The organism is Zhongshania aliphaticivorans, assembly GCF_902705875.1.
Classification (GTDB): domain Bacteria; phylum Pseudomonadota; class Gammaproteobacteria; order Pseudomonadales; family Spongiibacteraceae; genus Spongiibacter; species Spongiibacter aliphaticivorans_A.
Genome location: NZ_CACSIK010000001.1, coordinates 2,307,006 through 2,330,988 on the forward strand (window position 1 = coordinate 2,307,006; position 23,983 = coordinate 2,330,988).

Here is a 23,983-nt window from a genome sequence, read left to right on the forward strand (position 1 = left end):
GCGCTCTTAGAATTCCTCCCAATCATCACTATGATCGCGCCCTGCCATCTTTCTAACCGGCGGTTTTACAGCAGCAGGCTTAGGCCGGGGAGCAACACCGCGGAGATGTCGTTGAGCGCCCGCTGGGCTTCCTGTATTCATCTGCCGAGGCGCAGGTATGTCAAAATCCTGTTCAGTGGTTTTGAAGTAGGTCATTTGATCACTTAAGCCACGAGAAAGGGTATCCATTGACTGGCTCGCCGCTGCCGCCTGTTCAACAAGGGCTGCATTTTCTTGGGTGACTTTATCCATTTCAGCAATGGCTTTATTGACCTGCTCAATGCCGGACGACTGCTCCTGACTAGCGAGGGCAATCTCAGCAATAATGTCAGACACCTTCTTCACGCTGCTAACAATTTCACCAAGGGTCGAGCCTGACTCGTCAATTAACTTGGTGCCCTCATCCACTTTTTCAACACTGTCTTTTATAAGTGTTTTTATTTCCTTAGCGGCTTGGGCACTGCGTTGGGCTAGATTGCGAACTTCTGATGCAACTACCGCAAATCCGCGACCTTGCTCACCGGCACGCGCCGCCTCTACTGCCGCGTTCAAGGCGAGTAAATTAGTCTGGAAAGCAATTTCATCAATAACACCAATAATGTCAGATATACGCTTAGAGGAAGAGTTAATCTCGCGCATCGCTCCTACAGCTCTGCCGACAACTTCTCCCCCCTTCTCAGCCTGACTTCTGGCACTAGAGGCTAGATTATTAGCTTGTGAGGCATTCTCGGCGTTTTGTTTAACCGTTGCGGTGAATTCCTCCACACTCGATGCCGTCTCCTCTAGAGAGGCCGCCTGCGCTTCAGTTCTGTTAGAGAGGTCTAAGTTGCCCTGAGCTATTTCAGAAGCTGAACTTTGGATACCAGTAGACGCCTCTCTAATCTGAATGACCATATCGCGAAGATTGGTGACCGACAGATTAAGCGCATCTTGCATACCGGCAAACTGGCCGTGGTACTCGCCATTCATGACTTGAACAAGATCACCTTCAGACAGCGCCGCCATCACCCGAGAACTCTCATCCAAGGGCGCCACGATCGCGTCCATTAAACGGTTAAGCCCAGTGGCTAAGCGACGTAAAAATCCAACCGTCTCTTCGTCATCAATTCGGCTATCTAGCTTACCCGAAATCGCCCCGTCTAATAGTTCGTTGATCTGCTCTTCAGCATTGCGTTGCTCGCTTACGATGGCATCCATCAAGCCATTCACAGAAATACCCAAGCGGCTCATAAATCCTTCATAACGCTCTGCAGGTAGCCGCTGATCCAATTCACCTTGAGATGCAGATTCAATTAACGAGGCTATCTGACGCTCGGCATCTTTTTGTTCCGTAATATCCTTCCACTCGACCATATTGCCCATGTATTCGCCATTTGCGCCCAGAATGGCCGTCGCGTTTACCTCAAACTCTAGGTCAGCAATTTTTATCTCTGCGCGGGCAGGTAAATCTTTAACATTAGATAATAAACCACGCTGATGAGCTGGGTGTTTATGGAATTGGTCTATGGATTGACCCACCAAATTATCGACAGAGAAACCGGGGAACCGTGCTTTTAAGATGTCCTCACGCTTGCGTAACATATCCAAAACCGCTGGGTTAGCGTAGGTAATATTTAAATCGGCATCACACATCATGAGGTTAGCTTCTGCCCCATTTACCGCAGACTGCAAACCCGCTATTTCAATTTCTTTAGCCCGAAGCTCGGTGACTTCAAGCCATTCAAGGGTGTTACCAATATACGCCCCATCCGCGTCCACTTGCGCCGTGACATTGATATTAAATATCAAACTGCCAACATTGATATCCACAGAATGAGGAAGGTTAGCTGGATTGCTCAACATCCCCCTTTGGTGTGCAGGGTTTTTATGGAAAATATCAATGCACGTGCCAACAATATTGTCGACATCAAATCCGGGATATACCGCCGCCATCGCATTGCGGTGACGCCCAAGCAAGGTTTGCGTAGATTCGTTAACATAGGTCACAACAAGATCACGGTCGACCATCATAATTGCGGTCATGGCGCTGCCAACCGCAGTCTGTAACCTTGCGACTTCAGTTTCTTTAGCACGGGTCTCAGTAACATCCAACCACTCTAAGGTGTTACCTATATACGAACCATCTGCGCCAATTTGTGCCGTTACGTTTATATTGAATATTAAGTTACCAACATTGATATCCACCGAATGTGGCAAATTAGAAGGGTCGCTGAGCATACCCCGCTGGTGTGCTGGGTTCTTATGAAAAATATCGATACATGTGCCAACAATATTGTCGACATCGAATCCGGGGTATACCGCTGCCATAGCATCGCGGTGACTACCTAGCAATGATGCAGTTGCATCATTCACATAAGTGACCACCAGATCCCGATCAACCATCATAATCGCCGTCATTGCACTGCCTACGGCGGTTTGCAGCCTAGCTACCTCGGTTTCTTTTGCACGAATTTCTGTAACATCAAGCCACTCAAGGGTATTGCCAATATAAGAACCATCTACGCCAATTTGTGATGTCACATTGATATTAAAAATCAATGAACCAACTGTAATATCGGCAGAATGGGGAAGGTTTGCAGGGTCACTCAGCATGCCTCGCTGGTGAGCTGGATTCTTGTGAAAAATATCGATACATGTGCCAACAATATTTTCAACATCAAAGCCAGGATAAACGGTGCGCAACTCTTCGCTATAACCGGCCAATAATTTTCGGGTAGCATCATTAACATAGGTTACGGTTAAATCACGGTCAATCATCATAATTGCCGTCATCGCCCTGTCAACGGCCGTTTGCAGACGCACTACACGCTCATCGTTAATGCGCTGTTCCGTTACCTCTCGCCACTCAATAATTGTTCCATTGCTACTGCCCGCTTCATCTTTGGACAATGCAACTCTAAGATTAAAAACAACATCGTTTACGGTGATATCTAAAGATCTAGGCGAATCTAATAAACCCCCTATATCACTAGACTGATACAAAGCGTCTTGTGCAAAAATGGCATCAATACAGCTACCTTTCAGGACTTCTTCATCTATATCTCCGGCTAGGGCAGAAAAGATTGCGCTGTGCTCCTGCATTAATGAGATAGCAGCGGCATTAACGTAAGTAATTAAACGTTGATCGTCGACAATCATCAGTGGAGTTACAGCATGAGATATTGCACTTTTCCACTGATCTCGCTCCTTTCGTAAAGCGTCGAGTTCAGCTTTAGCAGAAACGCGTGTTGCCGCGGTCCTTGGTTTGGCGGGCGCTTTTCTGGCAACGCCAGCTTTAGGGCGAGCTTTAGGTGTTGCCTTAACGGCCGCCTTAGTCGCTGTTCTGGCGGTTGGTTTCGTGCCAACTTTAGTTTTTGTAACCATGTCTTATCTCCTCAACAGGGAGCAGCAACCAATGCGGCAGGCACCCAAGCAAAAGCCAAAAAAGCTATATTTTTTCGTAGATAGTTCTACCAATTAATCTATATGAATCACACACACCAGCAAGATTTTCAGAGTGCCCAATCATTAATTGGGAGCCTTTCTTTTGGTTATTCGCAAATTTACTGAACAGTGTTTTTTGAACTTCCTTGCAAAAGTAAATCACCACATTGCGGCAAAAAATAATGTCGAATGAGTTTTTAATGGGCCAACTTTCCAATAAATTTAGCTGTTTAAAGCTAACCATCCCGCGAACCTTGGGATGTACCATTACGTAACCCTTATTGTCATTGCTGCCATGTTTAATCCATGACTTGACCATATTCTGGTCAACACCCTCTATTTTTTCCTTTGGATAAACACCACGAAACGCCCTATCTAATATTTCTGAATCAAGGTCGGTGGCAAGTATTTTTACATCTGCACTTTCGACACCTGGAACACCGGAGAGTAAGGCCATAGCGATCGAATAAGGTTCTTCGCCACTTGAGCATCCAGCTGACCAAATTCGAATTGAATTTTGAGTAAGCAATAAGCGCCTAACTTCATTAACCAAGAAGTCAAAATGGTGATTTTCCCTGAAGAAACTGGTGAAATTAGTTGTAATTGCACTAACAAATAAAGGAATTTCTGACTCATTCCCTGAGCGAACAATATCAATATAATCGTCAAAATCATCGATTCCCAAAGCCCTTAAACGCTTTGAATATCGGCTGTAAGCAAGTTGTCTTTTCTCATCACCAAGGCTTATCCCCGTGTGACTAAAGACAAGCTCTCTAATTTTGTCGAAATGTGACTCGTTAAAGCTGAACTCAAACTTTTGACTGACCAGTTCAGTTCTCATTCAGCCCTCCCTTTAAAAAGGAGTACTGTAATAGAGAGATAGCGGATTAGCCCCTTCACCCCTGTGTAACCGCTTTATCAGATGCTTGAACCGCGACAGATTCACAGCTGGTAAGCCTGATAACACTGTAGGCACCAACACACATAAGCAATCCAGCAATCACCTTAAAGTACACACCATGACTAGCAAAACCGACGGAAGCCCCGCCCATAACAGCCATAGAAAGCAATGAAATAATTTTGGTCTTACAATTTACACAGCGCTGGCTTTCCCATTTTTGAATACATGATCCAAAAATTTTATTGTTCAACAACCAGTTATGCCAACGCTCAGATGACTTTGAAAAACACATAGCAGCCAAAATCATAAATGGCGTTGTTGGGAGCAAGGGTAAAACAGCCCCCAAGGCTCCAACACCTATTGAAAGAAAACCTAGCAATGTAAATATTTTCATTCCAACACCATCTAGTGACTGACTGATTTAGCTAATACAAAATGCCATTTTTCCAACACCGTACCTAGGTATTTTCAAACTAAACCCAACAGTTGTAGATGCGGTGAAATCATTAACAACAACTTCACCCTCTGCTGGGCTTAAAACCTTATCTAATTTTAAGTGCATAGATGAATCAGACATGAGCAGTCTTGAGCAAACATTGATAACCTCATAGAAATTATCAATAGAGGTCTTGCTAAATTCTCCGCTTTCAATCATGTCCTCAGCGCCACCAGCAGGCATCATTGATAGTGCGGCACCAGAATAAGCGACAAAAGATGGATCTGCGGCGCAAAAGGCAACCGTACCACCATCGTCATTAATGAAGGTGGCAATAAAAACACCTGAAAAATTTACACTGGAAACTTCGTCAACATCAACCTCTACACCGTAGAGCATAGATAGCATCTCAGAAACGCTTGACTGACTGGGAACAATTATTTTATTGGACATCTTGGTTTTCCCGCTTACATTATTGCAGCCAATACTTTTTCGAATGACTCTACCGAGAAAGGCTTAGAGATTAAAAATTTTGCACCACCTGCCGTTGCTTTTGCTCTCATTTCTGACGTGGCCTCAGTGGTAATAAATCCGAATTTGGTTTTTATACCTTCTTCATTCATTGCTTCCAACAATTCAATACCCGTCATATTTGGCATATTCCAATCAGCAAGCACAAGATCAGGAACTTGATTCTTGATCGATTCAAACGCAACACAACCATCTTCAGCCTGAGTAATATCATTGCCGCCAAACCCAGCTTGACGCAAAGTGCGTATAATCATATTACGCATAGCGGCGCTGTCATCAACAACCATAATATTCATACTTAATCTTCCTGTTAGACTGAAATTTCAATAATGCGTAGTTCATCACAGCAAAACCAAACACCCTATTAGTGATGATACTTATTGAGCCTATATGGAAGAAACATCAGAATAGCTATCATAAGAGTTAGCTTTAACATGATGGAACACCGGTAAACTCAAAAAAGAGTTATTAATCCATGTCCAACGCACACGATTTGGTGAGTCACACCACTTCACTCATCTCATTCCCTGATGTTGCCATTGCACTCAACACCGCCCTGAGTAAGGGTGACAATTCCGTGCAAGAAGTCGCTAACATCATTGAACGCGACCCTGCGCTCACTGCGGCATTACTACGCATTTCAAATAGCGCATCTATGAACACAGGTATCGAGGTAACGACTGTTACTCGGGCTATATCTCGCCTTGGCTACCGACAAATTAATGAGATTGTTTTAGGCGTCGAGGTAGCAAAATCCTTTAACGGACTAACTAACGACCTTATTACTATTAAAGACTTTTGGCAGCACAGCCTATATTGTGCGGTTATCTCAAAAAAGATAGCAAAGTTATGTCGTGGAATAGATCCGGGAACGGCTTTTACCGCAGGGTTGCTACACGATATAGGGCAGTTGATTATATTTTCCAATCTCGCCGATGAGTCCGAGGAATTTTTATCTAAGTCAATTCTCGATTTCGATGGCCTAAGCACCTACCTCTGCGAAAAAGAAGTCCTTGGTTACGACCACACCAATGTAGGACTTGAGCTAGCAATGCGCTGGGATTTACCCCGCGCCCTACAAGAATGCTTATATGCTCACCACGAACCAGATAAAATATCACCTACCCCAGACTTGGTCATGGTGGTTCATATCGCAAATAGTCTTGCTGTTCTAGCAGAGATACAAAGTTATACTTTAAAAGATGCCCCTGAAATCGATGCCAATGCTTGGCTTCAATTAAACATTGACCCAGAGAAGGCTGCAGAGATTCTGACCGATGTTAAGAGTGAGGTTGAAGAATTACTTAATGTCTTTATTGCCTAGCACAACTTATCATTATCATTGCTATTATTCGGCTTAAACATCTAATCAAACAATTCAATGTCATTGGCCGTAGGCTTATCATGGAGTTTGCGCTCGTATTCAGCCTCTTCATTAATCACCATATTTGCATGCAGGGATCTCAGTCGCTTAACTAATACTCGACCGGTAGTTGGGAAATAATTGATTTTTCGTGAAAACTCCAAGCCTACATCTTCAGCCACAACCTGCAAGCCTTCAACAGCCAGAAAGGAACGAACAAAAGCGATATTTTTACCACCAACATCGCTTAACCCCCTCATCATTTTTCCGCCACCAAATATCTTCACCTCGAGGTTTTCTCTACGTCCGCCGACTTTTAAAATATCATTAATGAGATGTTCCATAGCGTAGGCCCCATATCGCGCAGCCATACCATCCATGTCTGTATCCCCTTCCGGCAACATAAAGTGGTTTAATCCACCAATATTCAGCACATTATCCCTGATACACGCCGATATACATGAGCCGAGTACTGTTGTAATCATCTCATCTTCACGGCCTGATACGTAATATTGTCCAGGCAGAACTCGGGCAGCATACACAGAATGCACACCGTCCCAGTGTCGTTTTATATCTGGATAATTTATGCTTGATCTGCGTCTAGCTTGCCCATTAGCCATACTTTAAAAAAGCTCAGAAGGTGAGCTTGAGTTATCATCAAATCCGCGATGAACATTTAACTCTTCTGAAGATGAGTATATCTTTTTGACTTTATCATCCAATCGCTCAACCAAGACTTGGTGCACACTCGCAGGTATTTCTGCATTCATCATGTTGAGCACATTCTCTATATGCTCTAATCGCTGATGAAAAATATCGAAATTTTGCATATGGACAGTAATTTTGTCTATCTCACTTCTCACACTTTGCATTGTTTCACGCTTTGCAAAATCAACATCATCCAATTTAAGTAACTTGTCATCTATGTGAGTAAAACATGACAGTATATTGTTTACCTCATCGGAAGAGGTCTTAATAACAGCGGCCACTTGCTTGGATAGAATATCTATCAAGGTCCGCTCTATTGATTCGCTATGCTCACTATTCACTTTATTCATAGCGTTCAGCCTAGCGAAGCACTGCCACCTTCATCTAAGCCCAAATACTTAGAGAAATCTAGGCTTGCAGCCAGCTCACAAAAATAATCTGACGGCTTATGCCAGTTAATTTTTTTGGCTTTTTGCTTGGCGTGAAGCATATAGGATGACAATAATTGCAAGGATGCGGTATCGCAGTTTTCTACCTTAGACGCGTCAATAGTAAACGCCTCATGTGTCGAATCTATCTCAGCTAAATCTTGATAAATAGCCATAACCGTCACGATAGAAGAATCAGCAGGAAGCACATAGACCTTACCCGCTACGTCAGCATTATCGCGGCCTGCTTCAGCATCGAGTAAGTATACAAATTCTTCTGTCTTTTCAGTCACTTTTTCACTGGGTTCATCACCCAGTAAAATGACAAATTCGCTAGAGTCAGCCATGTATCTCCTTTATCCCGCGCGCTCACGTTGATGCAATAATGCTTAAGCAGCGGTGGACATTACTTCTTTAATCGAAAGTAGCTTATCAATATCGAGCAGTATTAACATTTTGTCGTCAACCGTAGAGAGGCCCTTTATAAAATCAGCGCGTACCGCACCACCAAAATCAGGCATCGCTTGTACAGCTTGCTCATCTACCCGATATACTTCAGAAACCGCGTCAACCACCATGCCAATGGTTCTTTCTTTATCGCCATTTTCAACCCTAACCACAATAATGACGGTGGTTGGACCAAACTCTATCGACTCCATATCAAATCGTTTACGTAGGTCGATAATAGGGACAATCGCCCCCCTTAAATTCATCACCCCCAAAACATAATTCGGCGAACTTGGAATAGGTGTCACTGTATCCCAACCCTGAATACCCTGTACCCGCAATATTTCTACACCGTACTCCTCGCCATTCAACATAAACGTCAAGTACTGATTGGTATCCGCGTGAAGCATATCCGACGGTGATAATTCTAAACTCTCTACACTCATACTTTATCCTCTGATATCTATGCTGCACTGATCTCAAGTGTTTTTTCGACCGGAGATACATCAATACTGTGCACTAGTCCGGGAACATCAATAATCAAGGCAACATTACCGTCACCCAAGATGGTTGCTCCGGCAAGGCCGCTAACAGGTAAATAATTTTCTTCCAAGCTTTTTACAACCACCTGTTGCTGCTCCAATAGTTCGTCAACAAATAGCCCTAATTTTTTGCCGTCGCTTTCCACTACCACCAATAAATCACCATTCTTTCCTTCTGCATGATTCAGCATTGAATTTGAGGCTGTATTGAAAGCATCACTCAATCTTGTCACGGGGATGTAATCATCCCGTAAACGATAAACATTACCTTTACCAGCAAGTGTTGAAATCTGACCTTTCGAGACTAAAACCGTCTCAACAATAGAAAGTAGCGAGAAAATATAGACATGACTGCCCACGCGCACCAATTGACCATCTAGTATCGCGAGGGTTAACGGCAACCTGATTTTTAAAGTAGAACCTTTTCCAAGCGTAGACTGAAGATCTATTCTCCCGCCCAAATCCATAATATTTCGCCTAACCACATCCATGCCCACACCGCGACCAGATAAGTCACTGACTTTGTCTGCAGTCGAAAACCCGGGCTGAAAAATAAGATTATTAATTTGCTCATCGCTGAGTGAGTCTGAAGCGGCAACAATGCCCCGCTCAATGGCTTTGGCTAGAATTTTTTCACGATTCAAACCAGCGCCATCGTCACTCACCTTAATGACAATATTGCCCCCCTCATGGTAAGCGCTCAAATGTAAAACCCCCACCTCTGGCTTACCGGCCTTTAGACGGTCTGCCGGCATTTCAATACCGTGATCTAGCGAATTCCTAACCAAATGCACTAGGGGGTCACTCATTTTTTCTAATACAGTCTTATCTAATTCTGTATTTTCACCCGATAGTTTTAACTCAACTTTTTTGCCGAGTTTGGTACTCATATCTCGCACTAAACGCTTGAAACGACTAAAACTGGCACCGATGGGTAGCATGCGAATTTGCATGGCGCTCTCTTGCAGCTCACGAGTATGCCGTTCAAGAACAAGCAAACCATCACGTAAACCCTGTGTTTCAGGATCTGTACTTTCCTTATCACCAAATCTGGCGAGCATTGATTGAGTAATAACTAACTCACCAACAAGGTTTAGCAGCATATCGATTTTATCAATACTAACTCGAATCGATCCGCTATCTTTTGCAGGCGCATGGGTCGCCGCCGGCTTGGATGTTGCTGGTTTTTCTGCTGATTCGGCAATTATAGGTGACGAAGCTGGAATCGTTTTGGGAGCGTGCTGTTCTGCCGTTGCCAGTTCTAACAAGGGCTCTATGCTAATCTCGCTTTGATTACTCACCCACTCAAACACATCAAGCACAGCCGCTTTTTCGATATTACCCCGGAGTTCAATCTCCCAGCTGGCATAACATGCTTCGGGGTCCATTAATTCAAAATTGGCATCCTGACTTAAAGACGATACCAATGAGATCTCCCCCATCGCCGCCAGCTCTCGAAACAATCGCTTAGGTTCATTACCGGTTTTAAATATTGTCGTTTCTGGTGCGTAGCGTATTTTCCAACCCGACTCAGCGGATGCCTCTGAAACCGTTTGGTCCGGCTCAGTGCTTACTTCACCACTACCTGTTGTGGTTTTTTTATCCAGCAGTGCATCGATTCTTACTTGCACTGAATCAATAATCTCTTTGTTAGCTTCCCGCTGATGCTGACTTGCATCTAACATATCCCGAATACAATCTACGGAGGCAAGTAAAACCTCTATAACGTCTTCACTCGCTTCTCGCTGACCTCCGCGCATTTCATCTAACAGTGTTTCTACACCGTGGGTAAAATTTGAAATTTCTAAGAAACCAAATGTCGCGGCGCCCCCTTTCATTGAGTGAGCAGCGCGAAATATATTATTTATTGTCTCAACATCTATATTATCCGGCGTCAGATTTAATAAACCTGACTCCATAACATCAACGCCCTCTGCACTTTCTTCAAAGAAAATTGCATGAATTTCAGCCATATCGAGATCGATAGCCATATCAGATCCCTTTTGGCTCAAGTACGCGATCAAGTATGCGCAACAGTGCCTCGGCATCAAATGGCTTTACTATCCATCCCGTTGCACCAGCTTCTTTACCGCGCATTTTCATATCGGATGAAGATTCTGTTGTTAACATCAAAATCGGGGTGAAGCGGTAAGAGGGCAACCTCCGTAATTCTGACGTTAAAGTAATGCCATCCATATTTGGCATATGAACGTCAGTCAATACAACATCCACCCCTTGGTTTTTGGCGAACGACAAGGCATCCGTTCCATCTTCCAGTGAATGAACTTCATGTCCTGCCCTACGTAATGTCATGGAGACCAATTGGCGCATGGATGGAGAATCGTCGACGGCTAGTATATTGGCCATAAATTAGTCGCACCCTCTTATTGAGCTGGGCTTAAGTTGCAATCACCTGCATCAGTCACCTTTAAATGACGAAAAATACAGACAAAGATTATGATCACAGTAGACTAATTTGATGTACAAGGAGGTATTCGTAATTGTACTGACGATAGTGTTAAGTTTTAAATAATGCCGCTGCACTCGCGGCGACAGTCATTATAAACAAAAACCACTTTAAACCTTGTGGGCTTATATTTAAAGCAACCCTAACCCCGATCTTAGCGCCAATAACAGTGCCCACTGCCAGTATTAATCCAGGAAGCCAAGCAACCAAGCCCTGCCACACGAACACAGCCAAGGCCGTCAACGTTAATGCCGCAGCACATACCAATTTAATAGCATTAGTTTTGACGAGGTCGTAACGCAATCCACCCGCTAAAGCCGCAATAAGAATAAAGCCCACTCCAGCCTGCACAAAACCACCATAAATACCGGCCACGAAAAGCATACCCCAGGCCTTGGGACTCTCTGAGACGGACAATGCTTTCGTACCCAGTGGCGGCGCTACTATGTTTGGCCGAATCAATATGATCAAGGCCATAGATACCATTGCTATTAATAAAGCGGGTTTCAGCCAATCACTAGGTGCAAAAGCCGCTATTACAGCCCCTACCAGCGACCCTAGTAATGTTGGCTTTAATATACCTAAAAGATCATGCCGAGCTAACTGACCATGCTTGTCAAAGTCTTTTGCCGCCGCAACAGACTGCATTAACACACCCACTCGGTTGGTCGCATTTGCGACATCTGCAGGCAAGCCCATCAACATTAATGCCGGAAGCGTTAGATTTGAGCCGCCACCCGCCAGTGTATTAATCACTCCGGCAACGATTCCTACCGCAATTAGCAGTACCGCAAACCATGGACTTACTGAATATATTGCATTTACGTCCATTACGCTTTGCTCCAACCGCTATAAACCGTTTAAAAACATCTTTGCTTGCAACCATCTCAAGCCCTTGCAAAACCATAAACCTGTATATGCATTTTACACTTATTAATAAGTATATTTTCGAATCGTAACTAATCAGATCGGAACTATACTATTACTCATAGTCAAATTACTTAACACCGTTGTATGCAGTCTCTTTGTTTAAAAAAGGGGAACACCATGACAAATTCAAAAGCCATCAACATCGGTATACCAGTCGCAGCCAATATTGTTTTATTTGTCGCATCTGGCGCTGCAGCTCAAATTAGCATGGGGGTTCTTCCTGCTATCGCGCTCGTAGTGGCATTACTACTAAGTGCAACCGCCTTAAGCGCCTAGTGAGGTTGGAAATACACAATTATCGCAGAGGGAATAAGTAGCTTGTGTAGCTTTGCAAACTATTTTACCCTCTGGAAGTCACTCATAAAGTTGAGCAACACACCACTACCGCATTTTTCTTCCTTTACGCGGTTAAACTACCTACTTTATGTATCAGCGTCACGGCCTTTACTAGGAAGAATATCAGCGACACCAATCGTGAATATTGAGTGACTGACCACAACGCACAGGAACATAATGATAATTGATCGCAATCGTATGCGAAGTATGACAAAGAACAACCAGAAACTCATTTCGACTGTCTCACAACTATTTTTAAATGAGCTTCCGGATATGATTCTTAACATCGAACATGCTTACCAAGCAGCTAACCGAGATGAACTAGCGAATGCGGTTCATCGCTTAAAAAGCGGGCTTGGCAACTTTGTAACAAGTGACTATTATCAAGAGTTCTCCTATATAGAGATGATAGCAAGAGACAATAAGCCACCCATCGTGCCTCTAGATAAATGGTTTGACGAGTGGGACCACACAAAATCAAAGCTTGATATCTTGAGCGCTGAACTAAAAGAAATGGCCGGTATATAGATATTATATGGATGTGCTAATTGTTGATGATGACGCGATTACTCGCCTCGCACTCTGTACGGCCCTTGAAGAATGGGGCTTTGTACCCATTGTGGCGGAAAATGGTGATCAGGCCCTGCAAAAGTTAGAAGCAGAAACCGCCCCTCATTTACTTATAATAGACTGGTCCATGCCCGGCATGAGTGGACCGGAGCTGTGCAAATCAATACGCAAGCGAGATGACGGCCAGTTTTTTTATATCCTGATGCTTACGGGAAAAGAAGGCAACGAAGCCATCGTAGAAGCTATGGAGGCTGGTGCCGATGATTTTCTTAACAAGCCCTTTGATCATCGCGTTTTAAAAGTGCGTACGGCTGCCGGTAGCCGAATCGTACGCTTGGAACAAACGCTTAACCAGCTTGCATCACGCGACGCACTCACTCAATGCTGGAATAGGCGGATGATTGATGAGCTGTTTGCAAATTCAATCGCAGAATCCACCCGAAAACAAACAACATTTTCACTCATGATTTTGGATATCGACCACTTTAAAAAGGTCAACGACACTTATGGTCATGCTGGTGGAGATATGGCACTCAAGCATATTGTTAATATCTTGAACACCAACCTTCGCGAATACGATCAAGTAGGCCGCTATGGCGGAGAAGAGTTCGTCGTATTACTGCCCGCCACTGACCAAAATGAAGCCTGGGGTGTAGCCGAACGTATTCGCTCAGCCATCCAATTTCAGCCAACTAGGATCAGTGATGATGTCAAAATCGACTTAACCGTAAGTATTGGCCTTGCTCAATTCGATCGTCGGCAAGATGCTAATCAAAGCGCCTTTTTCGAGCGTGCCGACAAAGCGCTTTATAACGCCAAACAGTCAGGCCGGAATCGCATCGTAAGTGCAGAGTGAAACCCCAAACCTTGAGCCGGTTTGTCATTAGCACCATAAAACCCAGACAATTAGTAAAATAAAGAATTATACGTATCAGCGTTGCTTCTTCAGGGTTTGTAAGGCATTTGCTCTATCACGTGTTTACGCAAGTACACACAGCTAAAAAAACGCCTCATACCGCTCCCTAGAATGATGTCACTGCACAATGGTTTAAATCGCTTTAGCGAATTAAACGNCAATGATTTTGGTGGCCAGTTTTAACCAAAAACCTACTCCGCAATTCCAACAAAACATGACCAAATCACCAGCGCAAATAAGTGTGATATTGCTTAACCTCCTCACCCACCACGAAGAAAATTAAAGCAGAATATTGACAATAAACAAAACCCACCTTTAATAATTAGCAATAATGCTCAAATTCAACTAATAATATAAACGCAAAACATCAATATTAACGAAAGTTAATAAATCTGCGGGTCAGGAAGGTATTCCCAGTGCCGGATATACGATAAAACATACTTCAAGCGGATTATGCCTACGTTGTTATTTAATGGTTAATATGCTTTAACTAATAACAAGAACACATAACAATAACGACCCGACACGGAGCGCTTTAGTGAAAAAAATAACGCCAATTGCATCTAGCCTATGTGCACTAACCGTCTGTATGAGCAACCCCGTTTACTCGCAGGACACAGTAAAGAAATCTGGATACGCACTGGAAGAAGTGATCGTCACGGCTCAGAAAAAAGCGGAATCACTGCAAGACACCCCTATTTCACTCACCGCTTTCGGTGAAGAGCGTCTAGAGATAGATGGTATAAGCAGCCTCGGCGACATTGGTTCTAAAGTACCTAGTCTCACAATAGAACCTTTTCCCATCAACAATGCTACATTGCGGATTTTCATCAGGGGTATCGGTATTGCCGATGTTCAAGTCACACAGGATCCACCTGTAGGTATTTATGTTGATGGCGTTTATATTGCCCGATCAACAGGCACCGCGCTCGACGTCGCAGAGCTACAAAGAATAGAAGTATTACGCGGTCCTCAGGGAACGTTATATGGCCGAAATACAACAGGTGGCGCAATTAATCTCGTAACCAAACGCCCCACCACTGACGCCTTCGAGTTAAAACAAAAATTCACAGTCGGTAATCGTGGTTTATTTACCTCCAAAACGTCAGCAAATATTCCTCTGGGCGATACTCTGGCTGCAAAGGTCGCCTATCTCACTACCCAGTCCGATGGTTTTATTGATAACACGGGACCAGGCGGAGACTTTGGTGACAAAGAGGTAAACGGTTATCGCATCGATTTACGCTGGGATATAAGTGACAGCATGACGCTGGATTACGCCTACGACAATTCCGGTTTTGAATATTACAACACCATGTATCAGTCCATTAATCCTGCAATTCAAAATAAGGGACAGGCTGAACCAATACGCGAATTTGCGGTTAGCGAATCAATTCATAGCGCCGATCGCTTTGACAGTATGGCGACATCAAGAAACTTCGAAGAATCCACCACCGATATAGAAGGTCATTCATTTATATTGACAAAAGACTTCGACAATATGCAATTTAAATACATTGGTGCATACAGAGAATTACGAGATGCTTCGTATGCAGATTTGGGTGGCGGAGCGGGGTCTGAAGACTATCGGGTCGATTCCCATGAATATTGTGGCCCAGCCGTAACAGCACAAACCGGCTCAGACTGCTTACCTCTGGTGATTCCTGTCATCAGCCAAGAGCAATTCTCACATGAGTTCCAACTAAGTGGTTCACTGTTTAACGACAGCTTAGACTATATATTAGGTGCCTATTACTTCGAAGAAGAGGCAACCGAAGATAATTCACCGTTACACCATCAGTTCAGCGCCAAACTCAGCAATGACATTATTCCCATCCCTGTACTAGGGGAAATTCTTGTCGGCGTACTCGTCGGCGCAGGCGATTTGCACATGGTTAACATGTTGTCACAGCGTTATGACATTAAAAACGAAGCAAAAGCAGTGTTTGGCCAATTCACATGGACCCCAAACCTGTTTGACAAACGCATGCACTTAACCTTTGGCGCCCGTTACTCAGATGACTCACGAGAAGCCCTCAAAAACCAAACAGACAAAACCTATATTGAATCACGCACACTTAACCTAGCTATCGACACAGAAGATCTAAGCGCCTTATCACCAGTACTCGCTCAAGCTGGATTCTTACTACCCGGTGACCGTAGCTTTGACAATATACTTGGCCAAAAGGATTTCGATGACCTCTCCTTCAGCTTTATTGCTGAATTCGATATCACCGACGACATCAATGTTTACGGTAAATATGTTCAAGCCTACAAATCTGGCGGCTTTAATACTCGCGATCCCCAGCGTGGTAGTACTGGATACGCCGAAGGCACCGCCGGTAAGGGTGACGACACGGCTGTGGCTGCGCCAGATGGGAATGTATATGGCTTCGGTTTTGCCGATGGTTTTGACGAAGAACACGTTGCCTCATTAGAAGCCGGTATTAAAAGCGAATTGATGGATCGTCGTCTGCGTGTAAACGCGAATGTGTTCTTTAGTGAATACACTGACATCCAGCTCAACTTTATTCTTGGCGGCACAGTCGCAGACACCAAGGTCACCAATGCCGGTGAAGCAGAAATGCAAGGCTTTGAAACCGATATCACTTTCCTTGCCACTGAAAACCTGATGTTTATGCTGAATTACGCATACCTGGACACCGAAGTGACCAAGGCATTTGATGAGTTTGGCAATGATCTCACCGATACCTTTGGCTTCTACTCTGCCCCTCAGCAATCCTATACTGCATCGGCAGATTACACAGTTGGTCAATACGACTGGGGACAACTTGCCATCAACCTCAGCTATAACTACATGGATAAGCGGCGGGGCGGCGTTAGAGATGCAAACGCCAAAAACGTCTACATAGGAGAATACGGTCTATTTAATGGTCGCATCAGCTTTAGCGAGATCCAGTTAAGCAACTACGGTACGCTCTATCTTGGGCTATGGGGTAAAAACTTAACTGATGAGGAGTATGAAATTACAGCTATTGATAATATTCCCCACAGCGATCGAAGCGTAATCTGGGGTACACCAATTAGTTATGGTCTCGATGTAATCTACCAATACTAACTGCATATCAATGTAAAAAAGGCAGCTCCAGGCTGCCTTTTTTACATCTACCATTAAAATAGCTAACTTACATCCCTACAAAGGGCTGTACCAATTTTGCCAACCATCCTTTAAACACTAAGGGGGCATCCATTCCAGCTAAACAAATACAGTCCATATCATCATCTGCGATAGGTTGGTGCTCAACGCTGCCGTCCAAATCTGCCACATCACCTGCATTGAATTGCCCTAGTTTATCGCTATAACCGCCGCTAAGGATCATTGTTAACTCACTGCGCCTATGGCTATGAACCGGCATTCGCTGCCCCGCCGCTATCCTTAATAAGCGAGCATTTCCCTCACCACAATCTATAACAACCTGCTTTAAACCCGGTGCAATTGTCTTTTTCCAAGGCAATTTATCAAAATCGCTCTCATTGAGCATTTTCCGTAATAAGCTTGGCATTTGACCTTGAGAGTTGTCGCCCACCACTTCAACACGACCAACAGCCTGCGTTGCGATGGGCGCTGACTGCACTTCTAGCTGCTGTAAAACATTTAAACGAGCCCGCTCTGACAGTGCCTGGGGAGCCATGGCCGACATTAATTCGCCACCCAAACTTTCACCTTCACGCACTTTTGCACGGCATTCAGCGCAGAACTCTAAATGGCTCCCCACCACTAATGCCAAAGCAGCAGGTAAGGATCCGGCTGAATAGCTCAGTAACGTTTCTTCATTGGGGTGGTGCTCTATGCCGCTCATACGTCATTTTCTCCAAAATGCTGGCGAAATGCTCTAATCGCCAGCCTCAAACTCGATTTTACACTGCCCAATGGCATACTTAACTCTTCGGCAATCTCACTGTGACTCTTGCCCTCGTAATAGGATTTATAGACAACCTGTGCTTGATTAACCGGCAAGGTGTCTAACACGGCTTTGAGTCGTTCGCCGTCAGCATTAAGCCTTACCTCAGAATCAGCAGTCTCAGCTAAATTTTCATCTGATTCATAAGCAATACCACGCTGCTTACGTAATTTGTCGATCCACAGATTTCTTGCCACACGAAATAACCATGTACTGACTGCCGCTTTCTCGCGATGATAAAGATGTGCTTTGTTCCACAACGCCAATAGCGCTTCCTGAGTAAGGTCTTCAGCCATGGAAGCAGCCGCACCCTGCCCCAATAAATACGCATTAACGCGAGGGGAAAAGTGATCGAATAACAACATAAAACTGTCTTTATCGCGACTCTCTGTAATACGAGCCACACAATCAGCCCAAAATTCACCATTGCGCTCAGGCTCAGCGGCATTTCCTGCCATTAAAAAACCCCTTAATTCAAATCCTATACGCTAAATCCAGTCGTTTAGATTTTAGCTCATCCAGTTTCACTTTTATGACCACGACATTGCCACAATCAAGGCAATCTCAAAATACCCCACCAACAATCAATAAGCCCAATAAAAAACCAGAACATTCTCCAAAGGCATAAGATACGCGGTACACGCCACTAAAAATACCGTACCCAGCACAGCTGAATACAAATTTGTGGTCTAAATAAGTCCTTAAACCACTCCTTATTCGGGCAAGCTTCTATACTTGACCAGACACACCAATAAGCATCTACCATAACGATAAGACAGACTAGCACAGCCAAGAACAATAATTAGCATTGCCGCTGCCGCCTCTCAGCTATACCATTAAGACTGAAAAATACGGAGAGAAACATGCTTTTGCCTAGCACCAAATCAATGCCCGACCTTATTGGCAACACCCCACTACTTCACCTCAAGCAAGTATCTGAGCTCACTGGCTGCAACATTCTCGGTAAGGCCGAGTTTCTTAATCCCGGTGGCTCTGTCAAAGACCGTACCGCCTTGGGTATTATTCGTGACGCTGAGAAAAAAGGCACGCTAAAACCAGGGGGAACCATTGTTGAAGGTACCGCAGGTAATACCGGCATAGGCTTAACTCTTATCGCCAACGCGCTAGGCTATAAAAGTGTGGTGGTTATGCCTCATAGTCAAAGCCGTGAGAAGATTGAATTATTAGACCTCTATGGCGCCGACCTCAGGTTGGTTAACGCCACCAATTACAATGATCCCAACCATTACATTCATACCGCAAGGCGTCTAGCTGAGGAGTTAAATGAATCTGAGCCTCATGGTGCAATATGGGCTCGTCAATTTGATAATACCGCAAACTGCGCCATACACGAATCAAGCACCGGACAAGAAATCTGGGAGCAAACCGGCGGTAATATCGACGGCTTTATTTGCGCTGTCGGTACTGGCGGCACCCTTGCTGGTGTCAGTCGTGCGCTAAAGAGCCACAAACCTGACATCACAATTGGCATTGCCGACCCCATGGGATCATCACTTTACAATTACTTTACCAACGGTGAATTACGTGGTGAAGGTCGCTCTATTGCGGAGGGAATCGGCATCAGCTTAGTGACCGACAACCTTCGGCTTGCCGCTGTAGACGAGGCCTTTGCGATAAATGATAAGGACGCCCTCCCCTATATTTTCGACATGTTACGCAACGAAGGGTTATGCCTTGGTGGCTCGTCGGCAATTAATATTGCTGGCGCCGTGCAACTGGCTAAGAAACTCGGCCCCGGCCACACCATTGTGACGATTCTCTGTGACTATGGCGACCGCTACAAAAGCAAATTATTTAACCCCGTCTTTTTAGAGAACATGGGTCTACCCGCTCCGGATTGGATGCGGAATTAAGCTTTAAACAAACCGTATTTCAACAAAACTGCCCACCGCAGTTTTGTTGACGTAAATAACAAGCCACCGCCATTGAGTTAATCTAGCTATGTCCCAATGCCCTTTTAGCAACTTATTAAACCCCGACACCTACGCCCAGGGGATGCCCTACCAAGCACTCAAGAATATGCGCCAACAAGGGCCGGTTGTTAAAATGGATGACCCCATCACTGGCGTTCCCTATTGGGCTGTAGTCGGCCAGCAAGAATTAGACTTTGTGAGTAAAAATCCCGCGTTATTCTCCTCGGCAAAACGAACCGCGTTTCCCATGGAAATGCCCCAGGATGAAGTCGACTTTATTCACTCCCACACCATTATCAATATGGATCCGCCTAGACACCAAAAAGTCCGCCGGATTGTTCGTGAGGCCTTCACCCCAAAACGAGTTAACTCTTACGAGCCAGCCTTTCGCGCCCATGCTAAAGAAATACTCGACAAAGTTGTTAAACGCGGTGAATGTGAGTTTGTCGAAGAAGTTGCCGCTGAATTACCTCTGGTTGCCATCTTAGAATTACTCGGCGTCCCCCTTGCCGATCGCAAGCAGTTCTTCGATTGGACCAACACCATGATGTTCGCTGACGACCCCGACATGAGCACCAGTATCGAAGACGGCCAAATTGCCGCCGGCGAATGTATTAATTACGCCCTCACGCTGGCAGCTCAACATCGCAAAACACCAATGAACAACATCACCGGCGCCCTGCTTGACGGCGATGTCGACGGTGAAGCAATATCAGAAGAAGATTTTGCATGGATGTTTATCCTTATTCTGGTCGGCGGGAATGAATCTACACGAACCGTCATTTCCCATGGCATGCGCCTACTGATGGAGCACCCAGACCAGCTTGACTACTTGGTTCAAAACCCCAGTAAAATTGCCCCCGCTATTGATGAAATCCTGCGCTACAACACTGCATTTATTCAAATGCGTAGAACCGCCACCGAAGATATCGAGCTGGGTGGCCAACAACTTTGTCCCGGTGACAAAGTCATTCTCCATTATCATGCGGTGAATCATTCCGAGGACGTATTCGGTGACGATGCCATGGCATTCGATGTTAGACGCAGCGAAAGAATGCCAAAGCTCAGTCAGCAAATCCGTTCATTTGGTATTGGCCAACATTTTTGCATTGGCTCACACTTGGCAAGACTCGAACTCCAAGTCATGTTTGAAGAAATCATCCCACGATTAAGAAATCCACGCTTGCAGGGTGAAATATCCTATATCCGCTCTTATTTTGTTAATGGCATCAAAAATATGCCGATTAGTTTCGACATAAATACCTAAGCAACGTAATTTCATTTTATACTCAAAGCGCTACAACTAGCGCACCCTTAGCAAGCCTACAAAAGGAATGGATATGGAAATCGGTCTTATAGTTATCCTCTGCCTGCTCGTTTTTGCGATTGCCTACATCATCATGCTCTACAACGGCCTTGTTAACCTTAAACACAATGTCGCCAAGCATTTAGCCAATATCGACGTCGTCCTCAAGCAGCGCCATGACGAATTGCCAAAACTCATTGAGACCTGCAAACAATATATGCGCCATGAGCAGGAAACCCTCACCAAGGTCATTGCCGCCAGACAACATGTTGCCGAGGCCCAATCTAGCCACGACATGAAAGCATTAGGTCAGGCCGAAACCGGCCTTCGCGCCTCAATGGGCCAACTATTTGCCTTGGCAGAAAACTATCCAGAATTAAAAGCTGACAGTACCTTTACTACCTTACAACACCGTATTTCAGCACTAGAAAATGCCATTGCCGACCGACGCGAAGTCTACAACGAGGCGGTGAATAACAACAACGTCCGCATCGAACAATTCCCAGATGTAATCATCGCTCGCTGGTTCAATTTTAAGGCCTTTGAATTACTTCAATTTAATAAAGAAGAGCTAACTGATGTCGATGTGAAATCACTGTTTAGCTAACATGGAAACAGACTATTTCGCGCTCGCCATTTGCGCCGTAATCGCCATCGTCACAGCCATTATGAGCATCAATCGTTTAATGGCAGCGAGGGTAATTGAAGATACACCAACCTCGAAGATACGCTCTGCACATCAAGGATATGTAGAGCTTATTGGCATGGCAAAAGCCGGCCCCGAACAACTACTACTAAGCAACCTCACCCATACTCCCTGCATCTGGTATCGCTACAAAATCGAACGCTATGAGTCCTCAGGAAAGAACAGCAGCTGGCGCAGCATCGAGAGCAAAACCAGCAGCCAAGCATTCCTTCTCTCTGACGGCAGTGGTGAATGTTATGTAATGCCCAACAAGGCGGAGGTGAGCACAATACGCAAGCGAAGCTGGCGTGGCCGCTCTCGCCACCCACAACAGGCCTCTGGCCTAAATCTGTTTGGCCAACGCTACCGTTATACCGAGGAGCTACTCTGCCCTGAAGATTTACTCTATGTGATTGGCCTATTCGAAACCCGTCACCCGCCCAGTCCAGGTACCATCATAGATAGTGATATGGCGAAGATCCTTAACGAGTGGAAGCAAGACTACGACAATCTCATAGCGCGTTTTGATCGCAATAACGACGGAGAAATCGATTTACAAGAATGGGAACTCGTGCGAGCAGAAGCACGTCGTAAAGCGGAGCGCCAGCAGCGACAAGAAGCTGCGCCAACACCGGTGCATACCATCAATTATTCGCCCAACCGGCGACAACCCTATATCATTGCTAGCACTGAACCAAAATCATTAAGTAGACGCTATCGCTGGCAAGCAATAGCGCTATTACTTGTCAGTGTTATAAGTGCAACAGCGCTAGTGACAATGGTAATGCAATAATAGTAAAGCAAGAGAGACGGGTATACGAAGGGAAGGTTTTCTCGCGGCACTCAAAACACCAAAATAGCTTTGCAAAAAAATTAACTAGCAAAGATATTTTGGCCGCCACGGCAGGGAAATATTTCGCCAAAGGACTAACAAACCTTCGTACCGAGGTCTCAACTATAATATAGAGCAACAAGGACACCACTATGGCGACACGCCGAAATACCAAAGAACTCATTCTCGATATTGCAGAAGATCTTTTTGCGCAACAGGGATTTGGCGCAACCTCCGTCAGTGAAATTGCCAGCCAAGTCGGTATCAGTAGCCCTGGAATTTATAAGCACTTCAGTAATAAATTAGACATTTACGAACAGGTTTGTCAGCGCTTATTTGCACCGCTAGCCGATGCCACCCGTGGTATGGCTGCCGAGGCTGACTTTGCAGAAACTCGCAAACAAATCCATCAGGTTATGTCGCACCTGGCCACGAAGCCGAATACCGCACGAATAGTTCAACACGCCACCCTCGCACGCGACGAAACTCTAGACCTATTGAGTGACCGCTGGTATCGCAAATTTTTCTCTACCATTAGCGACCCTGCTAGCAACCCAGAAAAAGAATGGATTAACGTTCCGACAGCCATGGCCTTCCATTGCATGATCTTAGGCTATGTCACCCTCGCCCCACTCCACCACTCCATCTTCGGCGTAGACCCGCTACAACCAGAGCAACTAGAGGCGCAATTACAATTCCAACAGAATATGGTTGACGGTTTAAGTACCCTAGTCCACCGCAGCCACAAAGAGAGTAGCGGCCATTAATTGATTAATTCATTGGCCGCTGCGCGCAACCGCTCACTGTATTTACCTTCGAGTAAAGCCATCTCTGCGCCATATTCTGCGCGCTGCTCTGCCGACAAGGCCTTCCACCCTTGATGGGTTGGAATATGTGAAAGTGCCGCGGCCATTTCTGTAAACACCTGAGTATTCTTGTCATAGGATGAATCTAACATCGCGGTTTCCGCCAGCACCGCTGTGCGCAATACAAACTCACTAGTTTCTACTTGCCCAGACAAATAACAACGCGCCAGTACTTCTATGCCGCTTTGGGCATCCAGCTGCTCTGCCACTGACTCCTGTTCAGCTTGCTGCAGCGCAGAACGCTGCGCTTGATTTTGCTGGTGTAATTGCCAAAGTAAGCGCGCAGCGATAATCGCCAATACAATAACAATAAGCGCCGCTGGCACAAGCCAGATCAAATACGCTGACATTTAATACCTCTGTATTCAAAATAAAAGTCTGTTGTACATCATGCGTAATT

General features: G+C 45.0%; 25 protein-coding genes. 10 read left to right on the top strand and 15 right to left on the bottom strand.

Annotated features, from left to right (window positions below; genetic code table 11):
• Positions 1 to 6: 6 nt before the first annotated feature.
• The 5 genes from AELLOGFF_RS18160 to AELLOGFF_RS10560 form a co-directional block, all read right to left on the bottom strand.
• A complete protein-coding gene (locus tag AELLOGFF_RS18160) occupies positions 7 to 3,402 on the bottom strand; it encodes a methyl-accepting chemotaxis protein (RefSeq protein ID WP_159268706.1) in 3,396 nt (1,131 codons plus the stop codon).
• A 64-nt stretch (positions 3,403 to 3,466) separates the two neighbouring features.
• Positions 3,467 to 4,303 (bottom strand): CheR family methyltransferase, encoded by an 837-nt coding sequence (locus tag AELLOGFF_RS10545; protein ID WP_159268707.1) that lies wholly within the window; start codon positions 4,301 to 4,303, stop codon positions 3,467 to 3,469.
• 55 nt (positions 4,304 to 4,358) lie between these two features.
• A complete protein-coding gene (locus AELLOGFF_RS10550; RefSeq protein ID WP_159268708.1) occupies positions 4,359 to 4,757 on the bottom strand; it encodes a YbaN family protein in 399 nt (132 codons plus the stop codon).
• Between the two features lie 27 nt (positions 4,758 to 4,784).
• The gene (locus tag AELLOGFF_RS10555) at positions 4,785 to 5,252 is read right to left on the bottom strand and encodes a hypothetical protein (RefSeq protein WP_159268709.1); all 468 of its coding nucleotides are present in this window, start codon (positions 5,250 to 5,252) and stop codon (positions 4,785 to 4,787) included.
• Positions 5,253 to 5,266: 14 nt separating this feature from the next.
• The gene (locus AELLOGFF_RS10560; protein ID WP_159268710.1) at positions 5,267 to 5,626 is read right to left on the bottom strand and encodes a response regulator; all 360 of its coding nucleotides are present in this window, start codon (positions 5,624 to 5,626) and stop codon (positions 5,267 to 5,269) included.
• Between the two features lie 179 nt (positions 5,627 to 5,805).
• Between AELLOGFF_RS10560 and AELLOGFF_RS10565 the strand changes: the two genes are divergently transcribed.
• Entirely contained in the window at positions 5,806 to 6,654 is an 849-nt protein-coding gene (locus AELLOGFF_RS10565; protein ID WP_159268711.1) for an HDOD domain-containing protein, read from the top strand.
• A 41-nt stretch (positions 6,655 to 6,695) separates the two neighbouring features.
• Here the strand turns inward: AELLOGFF_RS10565 and cheD are convergent, their stop codons facing one another.
• The 7 genes from cheD to AELLOGFF_RS10600 all read right to left on the bottom strand — a co-directional run bounded on the left by cheD (position 6,696) and on the right by AELLOGFF_RS10600 (position 12,116).
• Positions 6,696 to 7,313 (bottom strand): chemoreceptor glutamine deamidase CheD, encoded by a 618-nt coding sequence (cheD, locus tag AELLOGFF_RS10570; protein ID WP_159268712.1) that lies wholly within the window; start codon positions 7,311 to 7,313, stop codon positions 6,696 to 6,698.
• Between the two features lie 3 nt (positions 7,314 to 7,316).
• Complete coding sequence (locus AELLOGFF_RS10575) at positions 7,317 to 7,751, bottom strand: hypothetical protein (protein WP_159268713.1); 435 nt, start codon at positions 7,749 to 7,751, stop codon at positions 7,317 to 7,319.
• 5 nt (positions 7,752 to 7,756) lie between these two features.
• Complete coding sequence (locus AELLOGFF_RS10580; protein ID WP_159268714.1) at positions 7,757 to 8,176, bottom strand: STAS domain-containing protein; 420 nt, start codon at positions 8,174 to 8,176, stop codon at positions 7,757 to 7,759.
• 42 nt (positions 8,177 to 8,218) lie between these two features.
• Complete coding sequence (locus tag AELLOGFF_RS10585; protein ID WP_159268715.1) at positions 8,219 to 8,722, bottom strand: chemotaxis protein CheW; 504 nt, start codon at positions 8,720 to 8,722, stop codon at positions 8,219 to 8,221.
• 17 nt (positions 8,723 to 8,739) lie between these two features.
• Positions 8,740 to 10,809 carry a chemotaxis protein CheA gene (locus AELLOGFF_RS10590; protein ID WP_200842641.1) on the bottom strand — a complete coding sequence of 690 codons (2,070 nt, stop codon included), beginning with the start codon at positions 10,807 to 10,809 and terminating at the stop codon, positions 8,740 to 8,742.
• A gap of 1 nt (position 10,810) precedes the next feature.
• A complete protein-coding gene (locus tag AELLOGFF_RS10595; protein WP_159268716.1) occupies positions 10,811 to 11,185 on the bottom strand; it encodes a response regulator in 375 nt (124 codons plus the stop codon).
• A gap of 151 nt (positions 11,186 to 11,336) precedes the next feature.
• The gene (locus AELLOGFF_RS10600; protein WP_159268717.1) at positions 11,337 to 12,116 is read right to left on the bottom strand and encodes a sulfite exporter TauE/SafE family protein; all 780 of its coding nucleotides are present in this window, start codon (positions 12,114 to 12,116) and stop codon (positions 11,337 to 11,339) included.
• 216 nt (positions 12,117 to 12,332) lie between these two features.
• Here AELLOGFF_RS10600 and AELLOGFF_RS10605 point away from each other — a divergent pair, with 216 nt between their 5' ends.
• From AELLOGFF_RS10605 to AELLOGFF_RS10620, 4 genes are all read left to right on the top strand, one after another.
• A complete protein-coding gene (locus AELLOGFF_RS10605; protein WP_159268718.1) occupies positions 12,333 to 12,491 on the top strand; it encodes a hypothetical protein in 159 nt (52 codons plus the stop codon).
• A 237-nt stretch (positions 12,492 to 12,728) separates the two neighbouring features.
• Positions 12,729 to 13,079, top strand: coding sequence for an Hpt domain-containing protein (locus AELLOGFF_RS10610; protein WP_159268719.1), 351 nt, complete (start codon positions 12,729 to 12,731; stop codon positions 13,077 to 13,079).
• Positions 13,080 to 13,086: 7 nt separating this feature from the next.
• Entirely contained in the window at positions 13,087 to 13,977 is an 891-nt protein-coding gene (locus AELLOGFF_RS10615) for a diguanylate cyclase (protein ID WP_159268720.1), read from the top strand.
• Between the two features lie 598 nt (positions 13,978 to 14,575).
• Entirely contained in the window at positions 14,576 to 17,116 is a 2,541-nt protein-coding gene (locus AELLOGFF_RS10620; RefSeq protein ID WP_159268721.1) for a TonB-dependent receptor, read from the top strand.
• A gap of 67 nt (positions 17,117 to 17,183) precedes the next feature.
• On the opposite strand, the gene AELLOGFF_RS10625 is transcribed toward AELLOGFF_RS10620, so the two are convergent.
• On the bottom strand, positions 17,184 to 17,858 hold the full coding sequence (locus AELLOGFF_RS10625) for a ChrR family anti-sigma-E factor (protein ID WP_159268722.1): 675 nt from the start codon (positions 17,856 to 17,858) through the stop codon (positions 17,184 to 17,186).
• Positions 17,855 to 18,418, bottom strand: coding sequence for a sigma-70 family RNA polymerase sigma factor (locus AELLOGFF_RS10630; RefSeq protein ID WP_159268723.1), 564 nt, complete (start codon positions 18,416 to 18,418; stop codon positions 17,855 to 17,857). Before AELLOGFF_RS10630 ends, AELLOGFF_RS10625 begins: the two co-directional genes overlap by 4 nt.
• Before the next feature lie 405 nt (positions 18,419 to 18,823).
• On the opposite strand from AELLOGFF_RS10630, the gene AELLOGFF_RS10635 reads away from it, so the two are divergent.
• From AELLOGFF_RS10635 to AELLOGFF_RS10655, 5 genes are all read left to right on the top strand, one after another.
• The gene (locus tag AELLOGFF_RS10635; RefSeq protein ID WP_159268724.1) at positions 18,824 to 19,834 is read left to right on the top strand and encodes a cysteine synthase A; all 1,011 of its coding nucleotides are present in this window, start codon (positions 18,824 to 18,826) and stop codon (positions 19,832 to 19,834) included.
• Positions 19,835 to 19,922: 88 nt separating this feature from the next.
• On the top strand, positions 19,923 to 21,161 hold the full coding sequence (locus AELLOGFF_RS10640) for a cytochrome P450 (protein ID WP_159268725.1): 1,239 nt from the start codon (positions 19,923 to 19,925) through the stop codon (positions 21,159 to 21,161).
• A gap of 73 nt (positions 21,162 to 21,234) precedes the next feature.
• Positions 21,235 to 21,807 (top strand): LemA family protein, encoded by a 573-nt coding sequence (locus tag AELLOGFF_RS10645; RefSeq protein WP_159268726.1) that lies wholly within the window; start codon positions 21,235 to 21,237, stop codon positions 21,805 to 21,807.
• A 1-nt stretch (position 21,808) separates the two neighbouring features.
• On the top strand, positions 21,809 to 22,678 hold the full coding sequence (locus tag AELLOGFF_RS10650) for a GIDE domain-containing protein (protein WP_159268727.1): 870 nt from the start codon (positions 21,809 to 21,811) through the stop codon (positions 22,676 to 22,678).
• Between the two features lie 191 nt (positions 22,679 to 22,869).
• Complete coding sequence (locus tag AELLOGFF_RS10655; RefSeq protein ID WP_159268728.1) at positions 22,870 to 23,484, top strand: TetR/AcrR family transcriptional regulator; 615 nt, start codon at positions 22,870 to 22,872, stop codon at positions 23,482 to 23,484.
• On the opposite strand, the gene AELLOGFF_RS10660 is transcribed toward AELLOGFF_RS10655, so the two are convergent.
• On the bottom strand, positions 23,481 to 23,933 hold the full coding sequence (locus AELLOGFF_RS10660) for a DUF2489 domain-containing protein (protein WP_159268729.1): 453 nt from the start codon (positions 23,931 to 23,933) through the stop codon (positions 23,481 to 23,483). The genes AELLOGFF_RS10655 and AELLOGFF_RS10660 overlap by 4 nt on opposite strands.
• Positions 23,934 to 23,983: the final 50 nt, after the last annotated feature.

Excerpts from the sequence above, each read along its gene's own strand:
- AELLOGFF_RS10630 (WP_159268723.1), bottom strand. The coding sequence starts at position 18,418 with ATGGCAGGAAATGCCGCTGAGCCTGAGCGCAATGGTGAATTTTGGGCT.
- AELLOGFF_RS18160 (WP_159268706.1), bottom strand. The coding sequence starts at position 3,402 with ATGGTTACAAAAACTAAAGTTGGCACGAAACCAACCGCCAGAACAGCG.
- AELLOGFF_RS10545 (WP_159268707.1), bottom strand. The coding sequence starts at position 4,303 with ATGAGAACTGAACTGGTCAGTCAAAAGTTTGAGTTCAGCTTTAACGAG.
- AELLOGFF_RS10565 (WP_159268711.1), top strand. The coding sequence starts at position 5,806 with ATGTCCAACGCACACGATTTGGTGAGTCACACCACTTCACTCATCTCA.
- AELLOGFF_RS10550 (WP_159268708.1), bottom strand. The coding sequence starts at position 4,757 with ATGAAAATATTTACATTGCTAGGTTTTCTTTCAATAGGTGTTGGAGCC.
- AELLOGFF_RS10605 (WP_159268718.1), top strand. The coding sequence starts at position 12,333 with ATGACAAATTCAAAAGCCATCAACATCGGTATACCAGTCGCAGCCAAT.
- AELLOGFF_RS10580 (WP_159268714.1), bottom strand. The coding sequence starts at position 8,176 with ATGGCTGACTCTAGCGAATTTGTCATTTTACTGGGTGATGAACCCAGT.
- AELLOGFF_RS10555 (WP_159268709.1), bottom strand. The coding sequence starts at position 5,252 with ATGTCCAATAAAATAATTGTTCCCAGTCAGTCAAGCGTTTCTGAGATG.
- AELLOGFF_RS10650 (WP_159268727.1), top strand. The coding sequence starts at position 21,809 with ATGGAAACAGACTATTTCGCGCTCGCCATTTGCGCCGTAATCGCCATC.
- AELLOGFF_RS10640 (WP_159268725.1), top strand. The coding sequence starts at position 19,923 with ATGTCCCAATGCCCTTTTAGCAACTTATTAAACCCCGACACCTACGCC.
- AELLOGFF_RS10610 (WP_159268719.1), top strand. The coding sequence starts at position 12,729 with ATGATAATTGATCGCAATCGTATGCGAAGTATGACAAAGAACAACCAG.
- AELLOGFF_RS10625 (WP_159268722.1), bottom strand. The coding sequence starts at position 17,858 with ATGAGCGGCATAGAGCACCACCCCAATGAAGAAACGTTACTGAGCTAT.
- AELLOGFF_RS10575 (WP_159268713.1), bottom strand. The coding sequence starts at position 7,751 with ATGAATAAAGTGAATAGTGAGCATAGCGAATCAATAGAGCGGACCTTG.
- AELLOGFF_RS10615 (WP_159268720.1), top strand. The coding sequence starts at position 13,087 with ATGGATGTGCTAATTGTTGATGATGACGCGATTACTCGCCTCGCACTC.
- AELLOGFF_RS10645 (WP_159268726.1), top strand. The coding sequence starts at position 21,235 with ATGGAAATCGGTCTTATAGTTATCCTCTGCCTGCTCGTTTTTGCGATT.
- AELLOGFF_RS10595 (WP_159268716.1), bottom strand. The coding sequence starts at position 11,185 with ATGGCCAATATACTAGCCGTCGACGATTCTCCATCCATGCGCCAATTG.
- AELLOGFF_RS10590 (WP_200842641.1), bottom strand. The coding sequence starts at position 10,809 with ATGGCTATCGATCTCGATATGGCTGAAATTCATGCAATTTTCTTTGAA.
- AELLOGFF_RS10655 (WP_159268728.1), top strand. The coding sequence starts at position 22,870 with ATGGCGACACGCCGAAATACCAAAGAACTCATTCTCGATATTGCAGAA.
- AELLOGFF_RS10560 (WP_159268710.1), bottom strand. The coding sequence starts at position 5,626 with ATGAATATTATGGTTGTTGATGACAGCGCCGCTATGCGTAATATGATT.
- AELLOGFF_RS10635 (WP_159268724.1), top strand. The coding sequence starts at position 18,824 with ATGCTTTTGCCTAGCACCAAATCAATGCCCGACCTTATTGGCAACACC.
- AELLOGFF_RS10600 (WP_159268717.1), bottom strand. The coding sequence starts at position 12,116 with ATGGACGTAAATGCAATATATTCAGTAAGTCCATGGTTTGCGGTACTG.
- AELLOGFF_RS10660 (WP_159268729.1), bottom strand. The coding sequence starts at position 23,933 with ATGTCAGCGTATTTGATCTGGCTTGTGCCAGCGGCGCTTATTGTTATT.
- AELLOGFF_RS10585 (WP_159268715.1), bottom strand. The coding sequence starts at position 8,722 with ATGAGTGTAGAGAGTTTAGAATTATCACCGTCGGATATGCTTCACGCG.
- cheD (WP_159268712.1), bottom strand. The coding sequence starts at position 7,313 with ATGGCTAATGGGCAAGCTAGACGCAGATCAAGCATAAATTATCCAGAT.